Raw genomic sequence first — 15,423 nt, 5'->3', positions numbered from 1 at the left:
GGGGAATGGCGTAGGCGGGGCAGCGTAGGAGCGGGTCTTGTCCCTCCACCCCCGACAGGTTCCTACCCTAACGCCATACAAGCGGATCTCATCCGCGAATCGCGCCGGTGGTTCCGGCTATCGCGGAGAGGCTCCGCTCCTACGAAAGGCCCTCGGGCTTTTAGAGCGGCGTAGTGAACTTGAACCAGAAGGTCTGCCCATCCGGCCGGTTGCGCACGCCCGTATCGTCCTGCCACTTGGCGCTGAAGAACCAGCCGTCCTTGCTCGCATACTGCACCGCCGGGCCGATGGAGAAGGTCCGCCCGCGGGAGTCCTCGACGGTATGGCCATCGAGCTTGTCGTCGCTGATCTGCTGGTAGGCGTGGCCGCCGACGCCGAGCACCCAGCCGTTGCCCATGCCCCAGCCGAGGGTGTAGTCGGCGTGCAGTTCACGGCCGGACTGGTAGTCGGTGGCGCGGTTCTCGAAGTTGTAGTCGTGCATCAGGCGGATGTCGGCGTTGGGCCCCGCCGGGTCCACGTAGGTCATCGCCAGCACCGCCTGCACGGTGTAGTAGTGGGTGCCCAGGTTGATGATGTCGTCCTTGTCGTAGCTGCCGGTGGGCAGCACGAAGTCGACGCCGGTGGCCACGTGGAACTTCTCGCTCGGGTGGAAACCGATCACCGGCCCCAGGTGGGCGTCGCCGATGCCGCGCTTGTGGTCGTGGGGGCCATTCTTGATGTTCAGGCGCATGTCGGTGAGCGGCAGCAGGGCGTGGAAGCCGAGGTCGCCGCCCAGCACCTTCTGCTCGGTCACCCAGACGAAACGCGGCACCAGGGTGGAAACCCGCAGGTCGATGTCGGCGGCCTTGTGGCCGCCGTTGTCGCGCAACGTATCGGCCAGGTAGTTGCCCGCGAACAGCTGGGCGTAGGTGCCAGGCGGTGGAAGGATGCCCATCCCGTAGATCTCGATGCCCATGGGCCAGGAGGAGGTGCCGCCCTCCGTGGCGAGGGCCGAGGTGGCGGCGCCGGCCAGGAGCATGGCGCAGGCGAGGCGGGATACGCGAAGGCGAACGGATTGATCGAACATGGGAGTGCCGGCCTTTTGTTGTTATCGGATTGGCGCGCGGCCACTTGCGTGCCGCGCCGGCGACCCCCAATCAATTACCATGCCACGAGTTAAATACTTAAAAATCAATTAGTTATAAATATTCAGCGGACAAGCCAAGCGAATACTCTTAAGAAAATTCCACTCTTCGCGGAAAAGTCTCCAGCCCTGCCTTCCCGCCGTAGATCGGTCACCCGCACGATCCACGAAAAGTCCAGGTTATCTGTTGGATAGTGCCTTCTGCAGCAGAACCCACCCACCAAGAATGCAGGCGCCAATAACAACAACCGAACCGCGACCTGGAGACATGGTGATGGGCATATTCGACTGGAAACACTGGCTGGTCCTGCTGCTGGTGGCGCTGCTGGTATTCGGCAGCAAGCGGGTGAAGCACCTGGGCAGCGACCTGGGCGAAGCCATCAAGGGCTTCCGCCGCTCGGTCAACGCCGAAGACGAGCCGGTGGCGGCGCAGAAGCTGGCCGGGGAAGAAGCCATCGCCGAGCCCCGGCGGCTGCAGGAAAGCGCCCGCCAGCAAGCCTGAAAGCCCACAACCTGTAGGAGCGGGCCCTGCCCGCGAAATCGCGCGCAGGGCGCGCTCCTACAAGGGAATGGCGCAGGTGGGGCAGCGTAGGAGCGAATCTCATCCGCGAAGCGCGCCGATACATCCGGCTATCGCGGAGAAGCTCCGCTCCTACGGGAAAAACACCACGCATTCCCGCACGGGCCCTGCCCGCGATTTCGCGCGCAGGGCGCGCTCCTACAAGGGAATGGCGCAGGTGGGGCAGCGTAGGAGCGGATCTCATCCGCGAAGCGCGCCGATACATCCGGCTATCGCGGAGAAGCTCCGCTCCTACGGGAAAAACACCACGCATTCCCGCACGGGCCCTGCCCGCGATTTCGCGCGCAGGGCGCGCTCCTACAGGGGAATGGCGCAGGTGGGGCAGCGTAGGAGCGGATCTTATCCGCGAAGCGCGCCGATACATCCGGCTATCGCGGAGAAGCTCCGCTCCTACGTTGCAGGCGAGCACGGCTTTTCGTAGGAGCGAGCTTGCTCGCGAACCGCATGGCACCGCGCTTGTTCGCGAGCAAGCTCCCTCCTACAAGAGCACCTCGGCCAAACGCTCCACCGCCTGCTCGAACGCCGCCTTCATCTCCTCCACCACCGCATCGGTGTGGGCGAAGGACAGGTACAGCCGGCCATAGGGCGACGGCATCAGCAACAGGCCCGCGCGGCGCAGTTCCAGGTGCAGCGCCTTGCTGAAGCCGGGACTGGCGATGCGCGCGGCTTCGTCGAAATCCCGCGGCGCCCGCTCGGCCGGCCAGAGGCCGAAGACGTTGCCGTAGCCGCTGGTGGCCAGGGGCATGCCGTGTTCGCGGAACAGCTGCTCGATCCAGCTGCGAAGCGCCTCGCCACGCGCCATCAGCGCGGCATAGTCGGCGTCTTCGAGCTGTGCCAGCGTTGCCTGCACCGCCGCGCAGGCCATGGGGTTGCCGCTGAAGGTGCCGCCGCGCAGCACCCGGCCTTCCTCGAAGCCGGCCAGGATGTGCGCCTTGCCCAGCACCGCCGAGACCGGCACGCCGTTGCCGATGGCCTTGCCGACGCTGGCCAGGTCCGGGTCCAGCCCCTCGTACAGGCTGCTCAGCCCGGCGTGGCGGCGGAAGCCCATCAGCACCTCGTCGCTGATCACCAGCGCGCCATGGGCGTGGGCCACGCGCTGCACGTGCGCCAGGTAGCCGGGCGCGGCCATGATGCAGCCGGCATTGGCCAGCATGGGTTCGAGCAGCACGGCGGCGATGTCGTGGTGCTCGGCGAACAGCCGCTCGACGTCGTCGAAGTCGTTGTAGCGCAGCAGCGTCAGGCGCTCGCTCGCCGGGCGCTCGCCAGGGGCGAAGGTGGCTTCGGCGGAACCGACGTTGCCCAGGGTCACCTCGTCGAACCAGCCGTCGAAGCCGGCGGCCATCTTGGCGATGCGCGGCCGGCCGGTGTAGGCGCGCGCCGCGCGGCAGGCCAGGTGCACCGCCTCGCTGCCGGAGTTGGTGAAGATCACCTTGTCGAGCGCGCCGCCGTGGCGCGCCAGGCAGTCGGCGGCAGCATGCTCGCGCACGTGGGCCCAGGACGGCGCGGCGGCGTCCTGCAAGGCGGCGCCCACCGCCTCGATCACCGCCGGCTCGGAATGGCCGAGCAGCACCGCGCCGAAGCCCAGCGCGGTATCGATGTAGCGCCGCCCCTGGGCATCCCAGAGGTAGGCTCCCCTGCCCCGCTGGATGAACAGCTTCTCGCCGTCCAGGTCGGGAAGAATGCGCGCGGCGCTGGATACGTCACCCACCAGATGGGCCATGGTCTACTCCTGCATCACGCCCGCCGTGCGGGCGCCTCGTGAATGGGTCGTAACGGCCTGCCCTAGGACAGGCTCCAGGGAGCCTCCCGCAGGCGCTGCTCGAGGAAGTCGCGGAAGACCTTGATCCTCGGGCTCAGGTGCTTGCGGTTGGCATAGATCAGGTACACCGGCTCGCACAGGTCGCTGGGGTATTCCTCCAGCACCTGCACCAGGCGGCCGGCGCGGATGTCGGCGCCGATGTGGAAGTCGGCCAGGCGCACGATGCCGGCGCCGGCCAGGGCCATGTCGCGCAGCAGGTCGCCCTGGGCGAAGGTCGCCGCGGGCGTCACCGGTACGCTCAGGCGCTCCGGGCCTGCGCGGAAGCTCCAGCGGTTCCACGGGCTGTCGAAGCTGAACTGGAAGCAGCGGTAGCGCAGCAACTCCTGCGGATGGCGCGGCGTGCCGCAGCGCGCCAGGTAGGCCGGGGCGGCGCAGGTGATCCACTGCGTCTCGCCCAGGCGCCGGGTCACCCGGCTGGAGTCCGGCAGCACGCCGCTGTGGATGGCCAGGTCCAGGCCCTGCTCGAACTGGTCGACGTACTGCGCGCCGACCTGGATCTCCACCTGCAGCGCCGGGTAGCGGTCGAGGAACTCCGGCAGCCAGGGCGCTATCTGGTGCTTGGCGAAGGTGGTCATGGTGTGGATGCGCAGGGTGCCGCTGACCCGCGTCGGCAGCGCCTCGGCCAGCGAATCCGCCTCGGCCATCGCCTCCACCACGGCGCGGGCGCTGCGCAGGTAGGCGGCGCCCTCCTCGGTCAGCGTCAGGCTCCGCGTGCCGCGCTGGAACAGGCGCACCTGCAGGCGGTCCTCCAGGCGGCTGATCAGCTTGCTGATCGCCGAAGGCGTCATCTCGTGGGCGCGCGCCGCGGCGGAGAAATTGCCGTGTTCGACCGCCCAGATGAAGGCCAGCAGTTGCGAATAGTTGTCCATGTCCGGTCCTCGATGCGCCGTGGCGGCGAGCATAGCGCCCGCCGTGCCGGCCCGCTTCAGCGGATGAAGCGCTCGACGTAGTCCTCGCCCAGGCCGATGGACGCATAGTGCCGGCGCGCCGCCTCCAGCTTGGTGAAGACGTCCTCGTAGCCCACCGCCACGCCCTGCGGGTCGACGTAGGTGTAGCCGCCCTGGACGTGGAACCAGGTGATCATTTCCTCGACGTCCTCGGGCACGAACAGGGTGTGGGTCTCGCCCGGCGGCTCGAAGGCGAAGGAGCCCTGCTCGGCGACCCAGTCGTGCTCCAGGTACCACCAGCGGCCCTTGAGCACCAGCGCGTGCACGCCGCCGGTGTGGCGATGGCGCGACAGCACGCCGCTCTGGCGCACGCGCAGCAGGTTGATGTAGTAGCCGCCGCTCACGCTCAGCAGCAGCGGCTTGAAGGAGACGCTGGCGGTCACCGGGACCCACAGCCGGTCGTCCTCCAGCCACTGGTCCAGCACGCCGGGCAGGATCATGTCCGGCGCCATGAACGGCACCTGCGGCAGTTGGTAGGGAATCGCCAGTTCGTCCGGCTTCATCGCGATGCTCATCGATCACTCTCTATCAGGCAGTTGGGGAAGGCCACGGCGGGCTCGGCGAGCCCCACCACGGGCAGGTTAGGTGGGCGCCGGCGGCGGAAAAACCGGGCCGCCGGCACAGGCGTTGTGAAGTGGCGTCACAGCGCCGCCAGTTCGCCGAAGCCGCCCTGTGCGCGCTGCGCGGAGAGCTGCGGCTGGCGCTTCTGCAGGTACAGGCCGATGCCCGCCAGCACGGCGCTCAGGCCCAGGGTGGTGAGCAGTTCTCCGCGGTGGCCGGGGAACACCGACATGATCGCCAGGATGCCGACGATCAGCGCGATGGTCGCCAGGGTCAGCCAGGGGAAGGCCCACATCTCCACCGCCAGGGGCTCGCCGCTGGCGCGCAGCTTGCGGCGCATGCACAGCTGGGTGATGGCGATCACCAGGTACATCAGCAGGGCGATGGCGCCGCTGGAGGCGAGCAGGAAGTCGAACACCTCCTTGGGCAGCAGGTAGTTCGCGCCCAGCGCCAGCAGGGCCACGCCGGCGGTGCTCAGCACCGCGCCCAGCGGCACGCCGCGGCGGTTGGTGCGGCCCCAGGCGCGCGGCGCATCGCCGCGATAGGCCAGCGAGTAGGCCATGCGCGAGGCGGTGTAGATCGCCGAGTTCAGGCAACTGCTCACCGCCACCAGCACCACCACGCTCATGATCTGCGGCGCGTAGGGAATGTTCATCGCCGCCAGCACCGACTGGTAGGAACCCTGCGCCAGCCCCGGCGCGTTCCACGGCACCAGGCACACCACCACCAGCATCGAGCCGAGGTAGAACAGGCCCAGGCGCCAGACCACCGCGCGGATCGCCTTGCGGATGTTGGCGCGCGGCTCCCTGGTCTCGGCGGCGGCGATGGTCACGATCTCGCTGCCCTGGAAGCTGAACATCGCCGTGAGCATGGCCGCCACCACCGACACCGGCCCCTTAGGCATGAAGCCGCCGTCGGCATACAGATGCTGCACGCCGGAAGTGGAAGAGCCCGGCAGCAAGCCGAAGATCGCCAGCACGCCGAGGACGATGAAGCCGACGATGGAAACCACCTTGAACAACGCCAGCCAGTACTCCAGCTCGCCGAAGTTGCCGACGCTCAGGCAGTTGCACAGCGTCAGCGCCAGGGTGATGCCCAGCGCCGCCACCCAGGGCGCCACGCCCAGCCAGGGCGCGAGGATGTTGCCGGCGACGATGGCCTCGATGCTGATCACCAGCACGTAGAACCACCAGTACAGCCAGCCGATGGAAAACCCGGCCCAGCGCCCCATGGCCTGGTCGGCATAGGACGAGAAGGAGCCGGTGTCCGGCCGCGCGGTGGCCATCTCGCCGAGCATCTGCATCACCAGCACGACGATGACCGCAGCCAGCAGATAGGCCAGCAACACCGCCGGCCCGGCAGTGGCGATGGCATTGGAGGAACCGACGAAAAGCCCGGCGCCGATCACGCCGCCGATGGAAATCATGGTCACCTGGCGGTTCTTCAGGCCGTGGCCCAGGCGGTTCTTGGGTGGGTTCTCAGGCGTCGCGTTCATCGACAGCACCTCGGCACGCAGGATTGTTCTTGTGATTGTCCAGGGCCTCACGGGCCCTGGTCTGCGCAGGGTAGGGAGCCGGGGGCGGGGTGATAATCCCCGTTGATGGCATAGGGGCTGTGAACTGGGTTCACAGATAGGGATGAGGGATAGCCGAAGGACTCGGTGCAGTCGGAGCCGCGCTGCTCATTGAAGATCGCCATTTGGGTAGCGATGATCGATTCAACCCGCTCATAGGCTGAACGTCACAGTGTTGGCAGAGGCAAAGAAAAAAGCGTCCGCAGACGGTTCAAATTCGGTCCGAATTCAGGCTACGATACGAAACTGATCGGCAGATTCAACTGTCGACGTGTGAATCCCATCGGTTGCCTGGATATGGGGCCTGGTGGAGTTCGAACACCGTAGAACCTGAGTTCCAGGCCTTGAGTGTTCCCACAGCAATGGAGGTACCGACTCATGCGAGTCGAGACAATTAGTTATTTGAAACGCCATGCGGCTGACCTGGATTTATCCGAGCCAATGGTCGTCACACAGAACGGTGTTCCTGCCTACGTGATTGAGTCATATGCAGAACGAAAGCAACGTGACGAAGCAATTGCGTTGGTGAAGCTGCTTGCGATTGGCTCTCGTCAATACGCAGAAGGCAAACATCGCTCTGTAGATGATCTGAAAGCTCGTCTTTCCAGGAGGTTCGATCAACCAGAATAAGGAGGTTCGATGTCCAAGGTCGTCATCCGTCTCACCGATACCGCAGAACAAAGCATCGAAGACCAAATACACCACTTGGCTCAATTCCAAGGTTCGCAGGCTGCACTCCAGTCGGTGCTGAGCCTTTTGGATGAGATTGAAGAGAAGATTTCTCTTACACCCCAAGGTTACCCAATCAGCCAGCAGGCAAGCCTTTTGGGGGTGTTGAACTATCGCGAACTCAATACCGGCCCTTATCGCGTCTTTTACGAACTACACGAAGAGCAAGGCGAGGTCGCGGTTATCCTGGTCTTACGCCAGAAGCAGAGTGTGGAACAGCAATTGATTCGCTACTGCTTGGTGGGGCCTATCGGGTGATGGCTCTCTGCGCCCGAGTGCGTATGAGCAAGTATGCCTCGACACTTTTTCGACACCTTCCCGCCCCCAAAAAGCAAAACCCCCGAAACGCTAGGCATTTCAGGGGCTTGGCAGGGTGTTCTGGAGCGGGCGAAGGGAACATCACGCCGCACTCATATCGTTGATTGATAACGGGTTTATTCCGTTGGCGCTACGGAATCAGGCCAGATCATGTACCGGTCGAACCGCATCGGCAACCAGATCCTGTCCGCATTTGTCTGCGGACATTCGCGATCAGTCATCAACGCGCGCTCCAGGCAGGCGAGTTTCATTCTATCGTTTGATGTATAAGATCAACGAAATCAAGGAACACCTTTGGGACGATGGAAAGATCCTCACATGCCCAGCGCGCTCTTGCCCTGCTCCACAAGCAGGGCTTCCTGCGCACCAGCGACTTGGACACCATCGCCGCGCCGCGGGTGGTGCTGACACGTCTATCTACTTCCGGGCAGTTGGAGCGTGTCGGGCGCGGCCTCTACCGTTTGCCAGGCCCCCCCATGTCCGAGCACGAGGACCTTGCCACGATTGCAGTCAAGGTTCCCAAAGCCGTGTTCTGCTTGCTGACGGCACTCCAGTTCCACGAACTGACCACGCAACTGCCTCGCCAGGTTTGGATTGCCATGCCTCGCGGCAGCCACACCCCACGTATCGAGCAGCCGCCGATCAAGATGGTGCAGATGGCGGGTGATGCCTATGCCTCGGGCATTGATGAGCACGAACGCGACGGCGCTAGACTGCGGATCTACAGTGCCGCAAAAACCGTGGCGGACTGCTTCAAGCACCGCAACCAGATCGGCCTGGACGTGGCCATTGAGGCAGCTGCCTGGAGGACACGCAAGGCTTCAGCCGATGACCTATGGCGCCATGCCAAGGTCTGTCGGGTCGCAAATGTCATGCGTCCTTACCTGGAGGCGGTTTCGCATGAGTGACCACGCTGCCTTGATTCACGCTTGCCGGGCGAGCCGATCCGTAAATTCGGATCGAGACGTCGTTGTCAACGAACGGCTCGAATAGGCAGCCCATCATGGCACTGGACCACCTCACGCTCACGACATACCGCGATCGGCATCCTGCATGGCGATTGCTCGCCTCGCCACATGCGCCATTGGTAGCAAGCTTCCTGTACCGGGTGTTCGTTGCACCGAACGTGCGGCTGACGAGCGAAGCGGATCTGGCCGAAATGCTGGAAGACGAGTTGTTTGCCCTGCGCGAACAGCTCGGTGCCGAGGCGTATCCGAAAGCCGCAACCGAATACCTGAATGACTGGTGCGCGCCGGACAAGGGCTGGCTGCGCAAATTCTACAAGCCCGGCACCGACGAGGCCCAGTTCGATCTCACCCCTGCCACGGAAAAGGCCATCGCCTGGCTGGTGTCGCTGACCGAACGGCCTTTCGTCGGTACCGAATCGCGCCTGCTGACCTTGTTCGCGCTGCTGGAGCAGATCAGCACCGGAAGCGAGGCCGATCCAGCCAAGCGCCTGGAGGAACTGCGCCGCAAGCGCGATGAGATCGACGCCGAGATTGGCCGCGTCCTGTCCGGCGATGTGCCGCTCATGGATGACACGGCCATCAAGGATCGCTTCCTGCAATTCCAGCAGTTGGCGCGCGAACTGCTGAGCGATTTTCGCCAGGTGGAACACAACTTCCGCCAACTCGACCGCAGCGTCCGCGAGAAGATCGCGTTGTGGGACGGGAGCAAGGGGGCGCTGCTCGACGAGGTCATGGGCGAGCGCGACGCCATCGGGGATTCCGACCAGGGGCGCAGCTTCCGTGCATTCTGGGACTTCCTGATGTCCAGCCGTCGCCAGGAAGAACTGTCCGCACGGCTCGACCAGATCCTCGGCCTGCCCGCCGTGGTTGCGCTCAAGCCGGAGCCGCGCACCCGCCGGGTGCACCACGATTGGCTGGAAGCGGGCGAACATACCCAACGCACGGTAGCGCAGTTGTCGCAACAACTGCGCCGCTTCCTGGATGACCGGGCCTTCCAGGAAAACCGCCGCATCCTCGAACTCTTGCACGGCATCGAAACCAAGGCGCTGGCCTTGCGCGACATGCCTCCGGCCGGCGACGTGATACGCCTCGACGAGATGGGCGCGGACATCGCCTTGCCGCAGGAACGCCCCCTGTTCGCGCTTCATGCCAAGCCACGCCTGGCGGAACTGGTCCTTGAGGACGGTGACGACGACATCGACACCGCACGCCTGTTCGACCAGCACGTCGTGGACAAGACCCGCCTGCGTCAGGCCCTGCGGCAGGCATTGCGGCAGCAGTCGCAGATCAGCTTGCGCGCGTTGCTGGAGACGCAGCCGCTGCAACAGGGATTGGCCGAGCTGGTGACCTGGCTGGAACTGGCGCACGCGGGCAGCCGCGGGCTGGATGGCCTCAGGGCCACGGTGGATGACGATGTGCAGGAGATCGTCGAATGGGCCATGCAGGACAGCGATGGCTCAACGGTACGACGGCGGGCGCGAATGCCCCGCGTTATTTTTGCGCGTTGAATGCAAGCTGCGACGGATAGAGCGAAGAGCCATGAACGACATGCACCAGGATGATCCAGAAGGCAGTACCGAGTCCCGCCCGCCCGTTGTCGCGGAACTCTCGCAACTGATGGTGCATTTGCTCAAAGGCGTGTTGTACCGTCAGGACGACGAGCGCCTGTGGGCCAGCCTGCTGAGCCTGCAAGCGCGGGTGCGGGAGCAGGCGGCGGTGCTGTTGCTGGATCTGGTACTGGACGAAGCCGAGGGTTACGCCTTCCTCAAAAGTCAGCCGGAGCCGGAGCATGCGGACGCCACACCCCGTCCGCCACGCCTGATCGCGCGACGGCCGCTGTCCTACCCGGTCAGCCTGATGCTGGCCTTGCTGCGCAAGCGCATGGCCGAATCCGACGCCAGCGGCAGCGATACCCGGCTGGTGCTGTCGCGCGAGGAGATCGCCGAATTGATGCGCGTGTTCCTGCCGGACGGCACCAACGAGGCGCGCCTCATCGACCAAGTGGATTCGACCATCACCAAGGTGGTGGAACTGGGTTATCTGCGCAAGCTCAAGCCCGCTGCTGGCGCAGCTCAGCAGGCAACTCGCTACGAGGTACGGCGCATCCTCAAGGCGTTCGTCGATGCACAGTGGCTGGCCGACTTCGATGCACGCCTGGAGGGCTATCGCACCGCATTGTCAGGTGCCGATCGCGACAAGGAAGCCGGCCGATGAACGATTTTTCGCCACAGGAGCTCGATTTCGTGGCCGACGACAGCCGCGTCGGCTTTCGCCTGCAGCGGCTGGAAGTCCTGAACTGGGGCACATTCGACCGGCGTGTCTGGCGCTATGAACTCGATGGGCGCAACGGCCTGCTGACTGGCGACATCGGTTCGGGCAAATCCACCCTGGTCGATGCCGTCACCACGCTGCTGGTGCCGGCGCAACGCATCGCCTACAACAAGGCTGCAGGCGCCGAGACGCGTGAACGATCACTGCGGTCCTACGTGCTGGGCCACTACAAGAGCGAGCGCAACGAAACCACCGGCAGCACCCGCCCGGTGGCGCTACGCGACACCACCAGCTACAGCGTGATCCTGGGTGTATTCCGCAACGAAGGCTACGGCCAGGCGGTCACACTGGCGCAAGTCTTCTGGTTTCGCGAACCACAGGGCCAGCCTGCGCGCTTGTTCGTGGCTGTAGAGCGGGAACTGTCCATCACCGAGCACTTTTCCGGATTCGGCAGCGACATCAACGGCCTGCGCAAGAAGTTACGCGCGATGGGCTGCGAACTGAACGACAGCTTCCCGCCCTACGGCGCCTGGTTCCGCCGCCGCTTCGGCATCGAGCACGAGCAGGCACTGGAACTGTTCCATCAGACGGTTTCCATGAAATCGGTTGGCAATCTGACCGATTTCGTGCGCAGCCACATGCTCGAACCGTTCGACGTAGGGCGCCGCATCGAGGCACTGCTCGGCCATTTCGATGACCTCGACCGCGCCCACCAGTCGGTACTCAAGGCCAAGCGCCAGATCGAGTTGTTGGCTCCGCTGGTGGAGGATGGCCTTCGCCACGGGCAAATCACCGGCGAGATCCAGGCGCTGCGCCAAGGACGCGATGCATTACGCCCGTACTTTGCCGGTTTGAAGGCAGCATTGCTGGAGAGGCGCCTGGAATTGTTGACTCAGGATGCGACGCGCTGGGATGCCCGCATCAAGCAATTGGGAGAGCAACGAGACAACGCCCGAATCGAGCAGGGGAAACTCGAAGGCGCACTGCGCGAGAACGGCGGCGACCGGCTGCAACAACTCGCTGCCGCCATTCAGCAGCAGGAGGCCGAGAAACAGCAACGGCAGGAGAAAGCCGACGCGTACACCACGCTATTGACGTGCATTGGCGAAGCAGCGCCGGGAGACGAAGCTGCTTTCATGACACAAAGATCCACCATCGGAGAACACGCCGAAGCGCTGCGTACAAGCATTGCGGACCACGATACGCAGATCAATGAAGACGGCTATGCGCTGCGGCGGGGTCAGGAAGAACACAAAGCGCTCAGCGACGAGATCGACAGCCTTGCGCGTCGCAAGAGCAATATCGACGCGGCCCAAGTGCGTATCCGCGAGGCATTGTGCACCGCCCTGTCCATCGCAGAGGAAGACCTGCCCTTTGCCGGTGAACTGATCCAGGTGCGCGAGGACGAACGCGACTGGGAGGGCGCGGCCGAACGCCTGCTGCATGGCTTCGGCCTGTCCCTGCTGGTGCCGGATGTGCACTACAAGGACGTGGCCGATTGGGTGGAACGCCAGCACCTTGGCACGCGTCTGGTGTACTTCCACGTGCGTGCGCGCAAGTCCACGCAGGCCGTCAGCCTGCCCCCCCAGTCGCTGGTGCGCAAGCTGCTCATCAAGCCCGACACGCCGCACTACGATTGGCTGGAACGCGAACTGCACCACCGCTTCGACCTGGCCTGCTGCGACAACACCGAGCAGTTCCGCCGCGAGACCCGCGCCATCACCCGCGCCGGACAGATCAAGGACCCGAGCGGACGCCACGAAAAGGACGACCGCCGCCGCATCGACGACCGCAGCCGCTACGTGCTGGGCTGGAGCAACGCCGACAAGCTGCGCATCTTGCGCGACGAACGCGAGGGCTTGGAACAGCAACTGGGCGACATCGGTCTGCGCATTGCCAACACACAGCGATTGCGCGGGCAATGCCAGGCGCAACTGGAGGCCTTGGCCAAGCTCGAAGTCTTCACCCGCTACAGCGAAATCGACTGGCAGGCACCGGCACGCGAGATTGCCCGGCTGACCGAGGAACGCGACCGCCTCAAGGCGGCCTCCGATACCCTGCGGGAACTGGAAAGCCAACTGGCGCAGGTCGTTGAGCGCCTGAAGGAGATCGAAGACGATCTTGGCGAGGCACAAGGCAAACGCGGAGAAATCCGCAGCAAACACGAAACTGCCCAGGCACAGCATGCGCAGGCTCTCGAAATCCAGACGCAAGCCGCACTCGACGACATGTTGCTGCAATCTCTTGAGGGCTGGCGCGCCGAAGTCCTGGGCGACCACCAGCTCACGGTGGAGTCCTGCGACAACCGCGAACAGGACGTGCGCAATGGCTTGCAGGCGCGCATCGATGCCGAAGACAAGCGTCTCTCACGCTTGACCGAACGCATCATCAACGCCATGCGCGGTTTCAAGGAGGCCTTCAAGGCAGAGACCGCCGAGATCGACATCAGCCTGGCCGCGCTGCCCGAGTTCGAGCGACTGATGAAGGATTTGCAGCACGACGACCTGCCGCGCTTCGAAGCGCGTTTCAAGGAACTGCTCAACGTCAATACCATCAACGAGATCGCCAACTTCAATGCCCAGCTCGCGCGCGAGCGGGAAACGATCAAGGAGCGGGTCGATGTCATCAACCAATCCTTGCAGGTGATCGACTACAACCCCGGACGCTACATCCGGCTGCTGGCGCAACCCAGCCCCGATGCGGAGATCCGCGACTTCCTGCAGGATCTGCGTGCCTGCACCGAAGGCGCGCTGAGCGGCTCGGAAGACGAACAGTATTCCGAGACCAAGTTCCTGCAGGTCAAAGCCATCATCGACCGCTTCCGGGGGCGTGAGGGACTGGCCGAGATCGACCGGCGCTGGATGCAGAAGGTGACCGACGTGCGCAACGGCTTCCTGTTTTCCGCCAGCGAGCGCTGGCGCGAGGACGATGCCGAGCACGAACACTACTCCGACTCCGGCGGCAAATCCGGCGGGCAGAAGGAGAAGCTGGCCTATACCGTGCTGGCCGCCAGCCTGGCCTACCAGTTCGGCCTGGAATGGGGGGCGGTGCGCTCTCGCTCGTTCCGTTTTGTCGTGATCGACGAAGCCTTCGGGCGCGGCTCGGATGAATCGGCCCAGTATGGGCTGGAACTGTTCCGCCAGCTCAACCTGCAACTGCTGATCATCACGCCGCTGCAGAAGATCCACATCATCGAGCCATACGTGTCCAGCGTCGGCTTCGTGCACAACGAAGGCGGCCGTGAGTCGCGGCTGCGCAGCCTGAGCATCGAGGAATACCGGGCACAGAAGGCTGCCGCCAGGGGCGGCGCTGTATGACATGGAGCCAGCCCGCCGACCTTCGCGCGCAGATCGAACGGCTGTGGCAGCGCGGCGAGTTGCTGCGTGCCGTGGTCGGCGACGGCACGCTGGGCTGGCCGTTGCGTCTGTCGCTGAAATCGCCGTCCGCCGCCGATCTCAGCAACCGTTTCGATGCCGTGCGCGGCTGGGTGCGCGACATCAGCGCCATGCCACTCGTGCGCATCGAATGGCGCGAGTGGACGCACCGGGTGCAGGGACGGCAGCGCCTGCCGGATACGCTCTGGATCGATACGCTGGAAGACGCGCTGGCGATGATCGGTAAGACCGGCGATGCCCACCGATTCCAGGCGCTCTGGCAGCAAACTGCCGAAGCGCAACCCGCACTGCTGCCGTGGCTGCACAGAGCACCGTTGCAGACCTTGGCACTGGCCGAACACTGGCCGCGCCTGCTGGCCGTGGTGGCCTGGGTGCAAACCCATCCGCGCCCCGGCGTCTATCTTCGGCAGGTCGATGCTCCGGGCGTGGACAGCAAGTTCATTGAAGCGCATCGCGGTACGCTGGCTCAGTGGCTGGACCTGGCCTTGCCGACTGAAGCCATTGAGCCTGCTGCAACCGGGATGACCGGGTTTGCCCGTCGCTACGGCTTTCTGGAAAAGCCCGTTCGCATCCGCCTGCGCTTGCTCGATCCGCAACTGCCCCAACTTCCCGGCTGCACCGGCCTGACCGACATCACCCTGGATGAGGACAGCTTCGCCGCGCTCGCACTGCCTGCGCAGCGTGTCTTCATCACCGAAAACGAGGTGAACTTCCTGGCCTTTCCGCCGGTGTCCGGTGCCATCGTCGTGTTCGGTGCTGGCTATGGCTGGGGAGCGCTCGCCCGGGCCGACTGGCTGCATCGCGCCTCTCTGCACTATTGGGGAGACATCGATACCCATGGCTTTGCCATTCTGGACAGCCTGCGCAAGTATTTCCCGCTGGCCGCTTCGTTTCTCATGGACCGCTCCACCCTGATGGCCCACGCACTTCAATGGGGTGAGGAGCCCCTCGACAAACGCCATACGTTGCCCTTGTCCCGACTGGTCGATGATGAACCCGCTCTCTACGACGACTTGCGCGGTGATCGAATCCGGCCACAACTGCGGCTGGAACAGGAACGCATCGGCTATCGCTGGCTGTGCGCGGCGTTGGTCGCAACAGTCCGGGACGATTTCCGGCCGTAGCGGCATTTCCTGCCG

Annotated in this window: 13 protein-coding genes and 1 pseudogene; 9 read left to right on the top strand and 5 right to left on the bottom strand. The window is 64.5% G+C overall.

The window, feature by feature from the left end; all coding sequences use genetic code 11:
* Nucleotides 1-160: 160 nt before the first annotated feature.
* The gene (locus IG194_RS21290) at nucleotides 161-1,066 is read right to left on the bottom strand and encodes a transporter (protein ID WP_009618267.1); all 906 of its coding nucleotides are present in this window, start codon (nucleotides 1,064-1,066) and stop codon (nucleotides 161-163) included.
* Between the two features lie 331 nt (nucleotides 1,067-1,397).
* Between IG194_RS21290 and tatA the strand changes: the two genes are divergently transcribed.
* The gene (tatA, locus tag IG194_RS33370; RefSeq protein WP_058488667.1) at nucleotides 1,398-1,625 is read left to right on the top strand and encodes a twin-arginine translocase TatA/TatE family subunit; all 228 of its coding nucleotides are present in this window, start codon (nucleotides 1,398-1,400) and stop codon (nucleotides 1,623-1,625) included.
* 556 nt (nucleotides 1,626-2,181) lie between these two features.
* Here tatA and IG194_RS21280 read toward each other — a convergent pair.
* The 4 genes from IG194_RS21280 to IG194_RS21265 form a co-directional block, all read right to left on the bottom strand.
* A complete protein-coding gene (locus tag IG194_RS21280) occupies nucleotides 2,182-3,423 on the bottom strand; it encodes an aspartate aminotransferase family protein (protein WP_058488666.1) in 1,242 nt (413 codons plus the stop codon).
* Between the two features lie 62 nt (nucleotides 3,424-3,485).
* Nucleotides 3,486-4,391: a LysR family transcriptional regulator gene (locus IG194_RS21275; protein WP_058488665.1), complete on the bottom strand. Its 906-nt coding sequence runs from the start codon at nucleotides 4,389-4,391 to the stop codon at nucleotides 3,486-3,488.
* Between the two features lie 56 nt (nucleotides 4,392-4,447).
* Nucleotides 4,448-4,984 carry a 2,4'-dihydroxyacetophenone dioxygenase family protein gene (locus tag IG194_RS21270; protein WP_058488664.1) on the bottom strand — a complete coding sequence of 179 codons (537 nt, stop codon included), beginning with the start codon at nucleotides 4,982-4,984 and terminating at the stop codon, nucleotides 4,448-4,450.
* Nucleotides 4,985-5,109: 125 nt separating this feature from the next.
* Nucleotides 5,110-6,525 (bottom strand): amino acid permease, encoded by a 1,416-nt coding sequence (locus IG194_RS21265; RefSeq protein ID WP_058488663.1) that lies wholly within the window; start codon nucleotides 6,523-6,525, stop codon nucleotides 5,110-5,112.
* Nucleotides 6,526-6,981: 456 nt separating this feature from the next.
* Between IG194_RS21265 and IG194_RS21260 the strand changes: the two genes are divergently transcribed.
* The 8 genes and pseudogenes from IG194_RS21260 (at nucleotide 6,982) to IG194_RS21230 (ending at nucleotide 15,408) form a co-directional block, all read left to right on the top strand.
* Nucleotides 6,982-7,233, top strand: a complete 252-nt coding sequence (locus tag IG194_RS21260) for a type II toxin-antitoxin system Phd/YefM family antitoxin (protein ID WP_081884705.1) — start codon at nucleotides 6,982-6,984, stop codon at nucleotides 7,231-7,233.
* Between the two features lie 9 nt (nucleotides 7,234-7,242).
* A complete protein-coding gene (locus IG194_RS21255; protein WP_058488662.1) occupies nucleotides 7,243-7,590 on the top strand; it encodes a type II toxin-antitoxin system RelE/ParE family toxin in 348 nt (115 codons plus the stop codon).
* A 362-nt stretch (nucleotides 7,591-7,952) separates the two neighbouring features.
* Nucleotides 7,953-8,105, top strand: a pseudogene (locus tag IG194_RS32855) (type IV toxin-antitoxin system AbiEi family antitoxin domain-containing protein); the annotation flags it as partial.
* Between the two features lie 21 nt (nucleotides 8,106-8,126).
* Nucleotides 8,127-8,558, top strand: a complete 432-nt coding sequence (locus tag IG194_RS21250; RefSeq protein ID WP_225617257.1) for a type IV toxin-antitoxin system AbiEi family antitoxin domain-containing protein — start codon at nucleotides 8,127-8,129, stop codon at nucleotides 8,556-8,558.
* A 95-nt stretch (nucleotides 8,559-8,653) separates the two neighbouring features.
* Nucleotides 8,654-10,126 carry a DUF3375 domain-containing protein gene (locus IG194_RS21245; RefSeq protein WP_009618251.1) on the top strand — a complete coding sequence of 491 codons (1,473 nt, stop codon included), beginning with the start codon at nucleotides 8,654-8,656 and terminating at the stop codon, nucleotides 10,124-10,126.
* Nucleotides 10,127-10,157: 31 nt separating this feature from the next.
* Entirely contained in the window at nucleotides 10,158-10,832 is a 675-nt protein-coding gene (locus IG194_RS21240; RefSeq protein ID WP_058488660.1) for a DUF4194 domain-containing protein, read from the top strand.
* Nucleotides 10,829-14,206, top strand: coding sequence for an ATP-binding protein (locus IG194_RS21235; protein ID WP_043315146.1), 3,378 nt, complete (start codon nucleotides 10,829-10,831; stop codon nucleotides 14,204-14,206). Before IG194_RS21240 ends, IG194_RS21235 begins: the two co-directional genes overlap by 4 nt.
* Complete coding sequence (locus tag IG194_RS21230) at nucleotides 14,203-15,408, top strand: DUF3322 domain-containing protein (RefSeq protein ID WP_009618246.1); 1,206 nt, start codon at nucleotides 14,203-14,205, stop codon at nucleotides 15,406-15,408. Before IG194_RS21235 ends, IG194_RS21230 begins: the two co-directional genes overlap by 4 nt.
* Nucleotides 15,409-15,423 lie beyond the last annotated feature (15 nt).

Origin of the sequence: Pseudomonas sp. ADPe (assembly GCF_014843515.1) — a bacterium.
Taxonomy (GTDB): domain Bacteria; phylum Pseudomonadota; class Gammaproteobacteria; order Pseudomonadales; family Pseudomonadaceae; genus Pseudomonas; species Pseudomonas citronellolis.
This window is presented reverse-complemented; position numbering and strand designations above follow the sequence as displayed.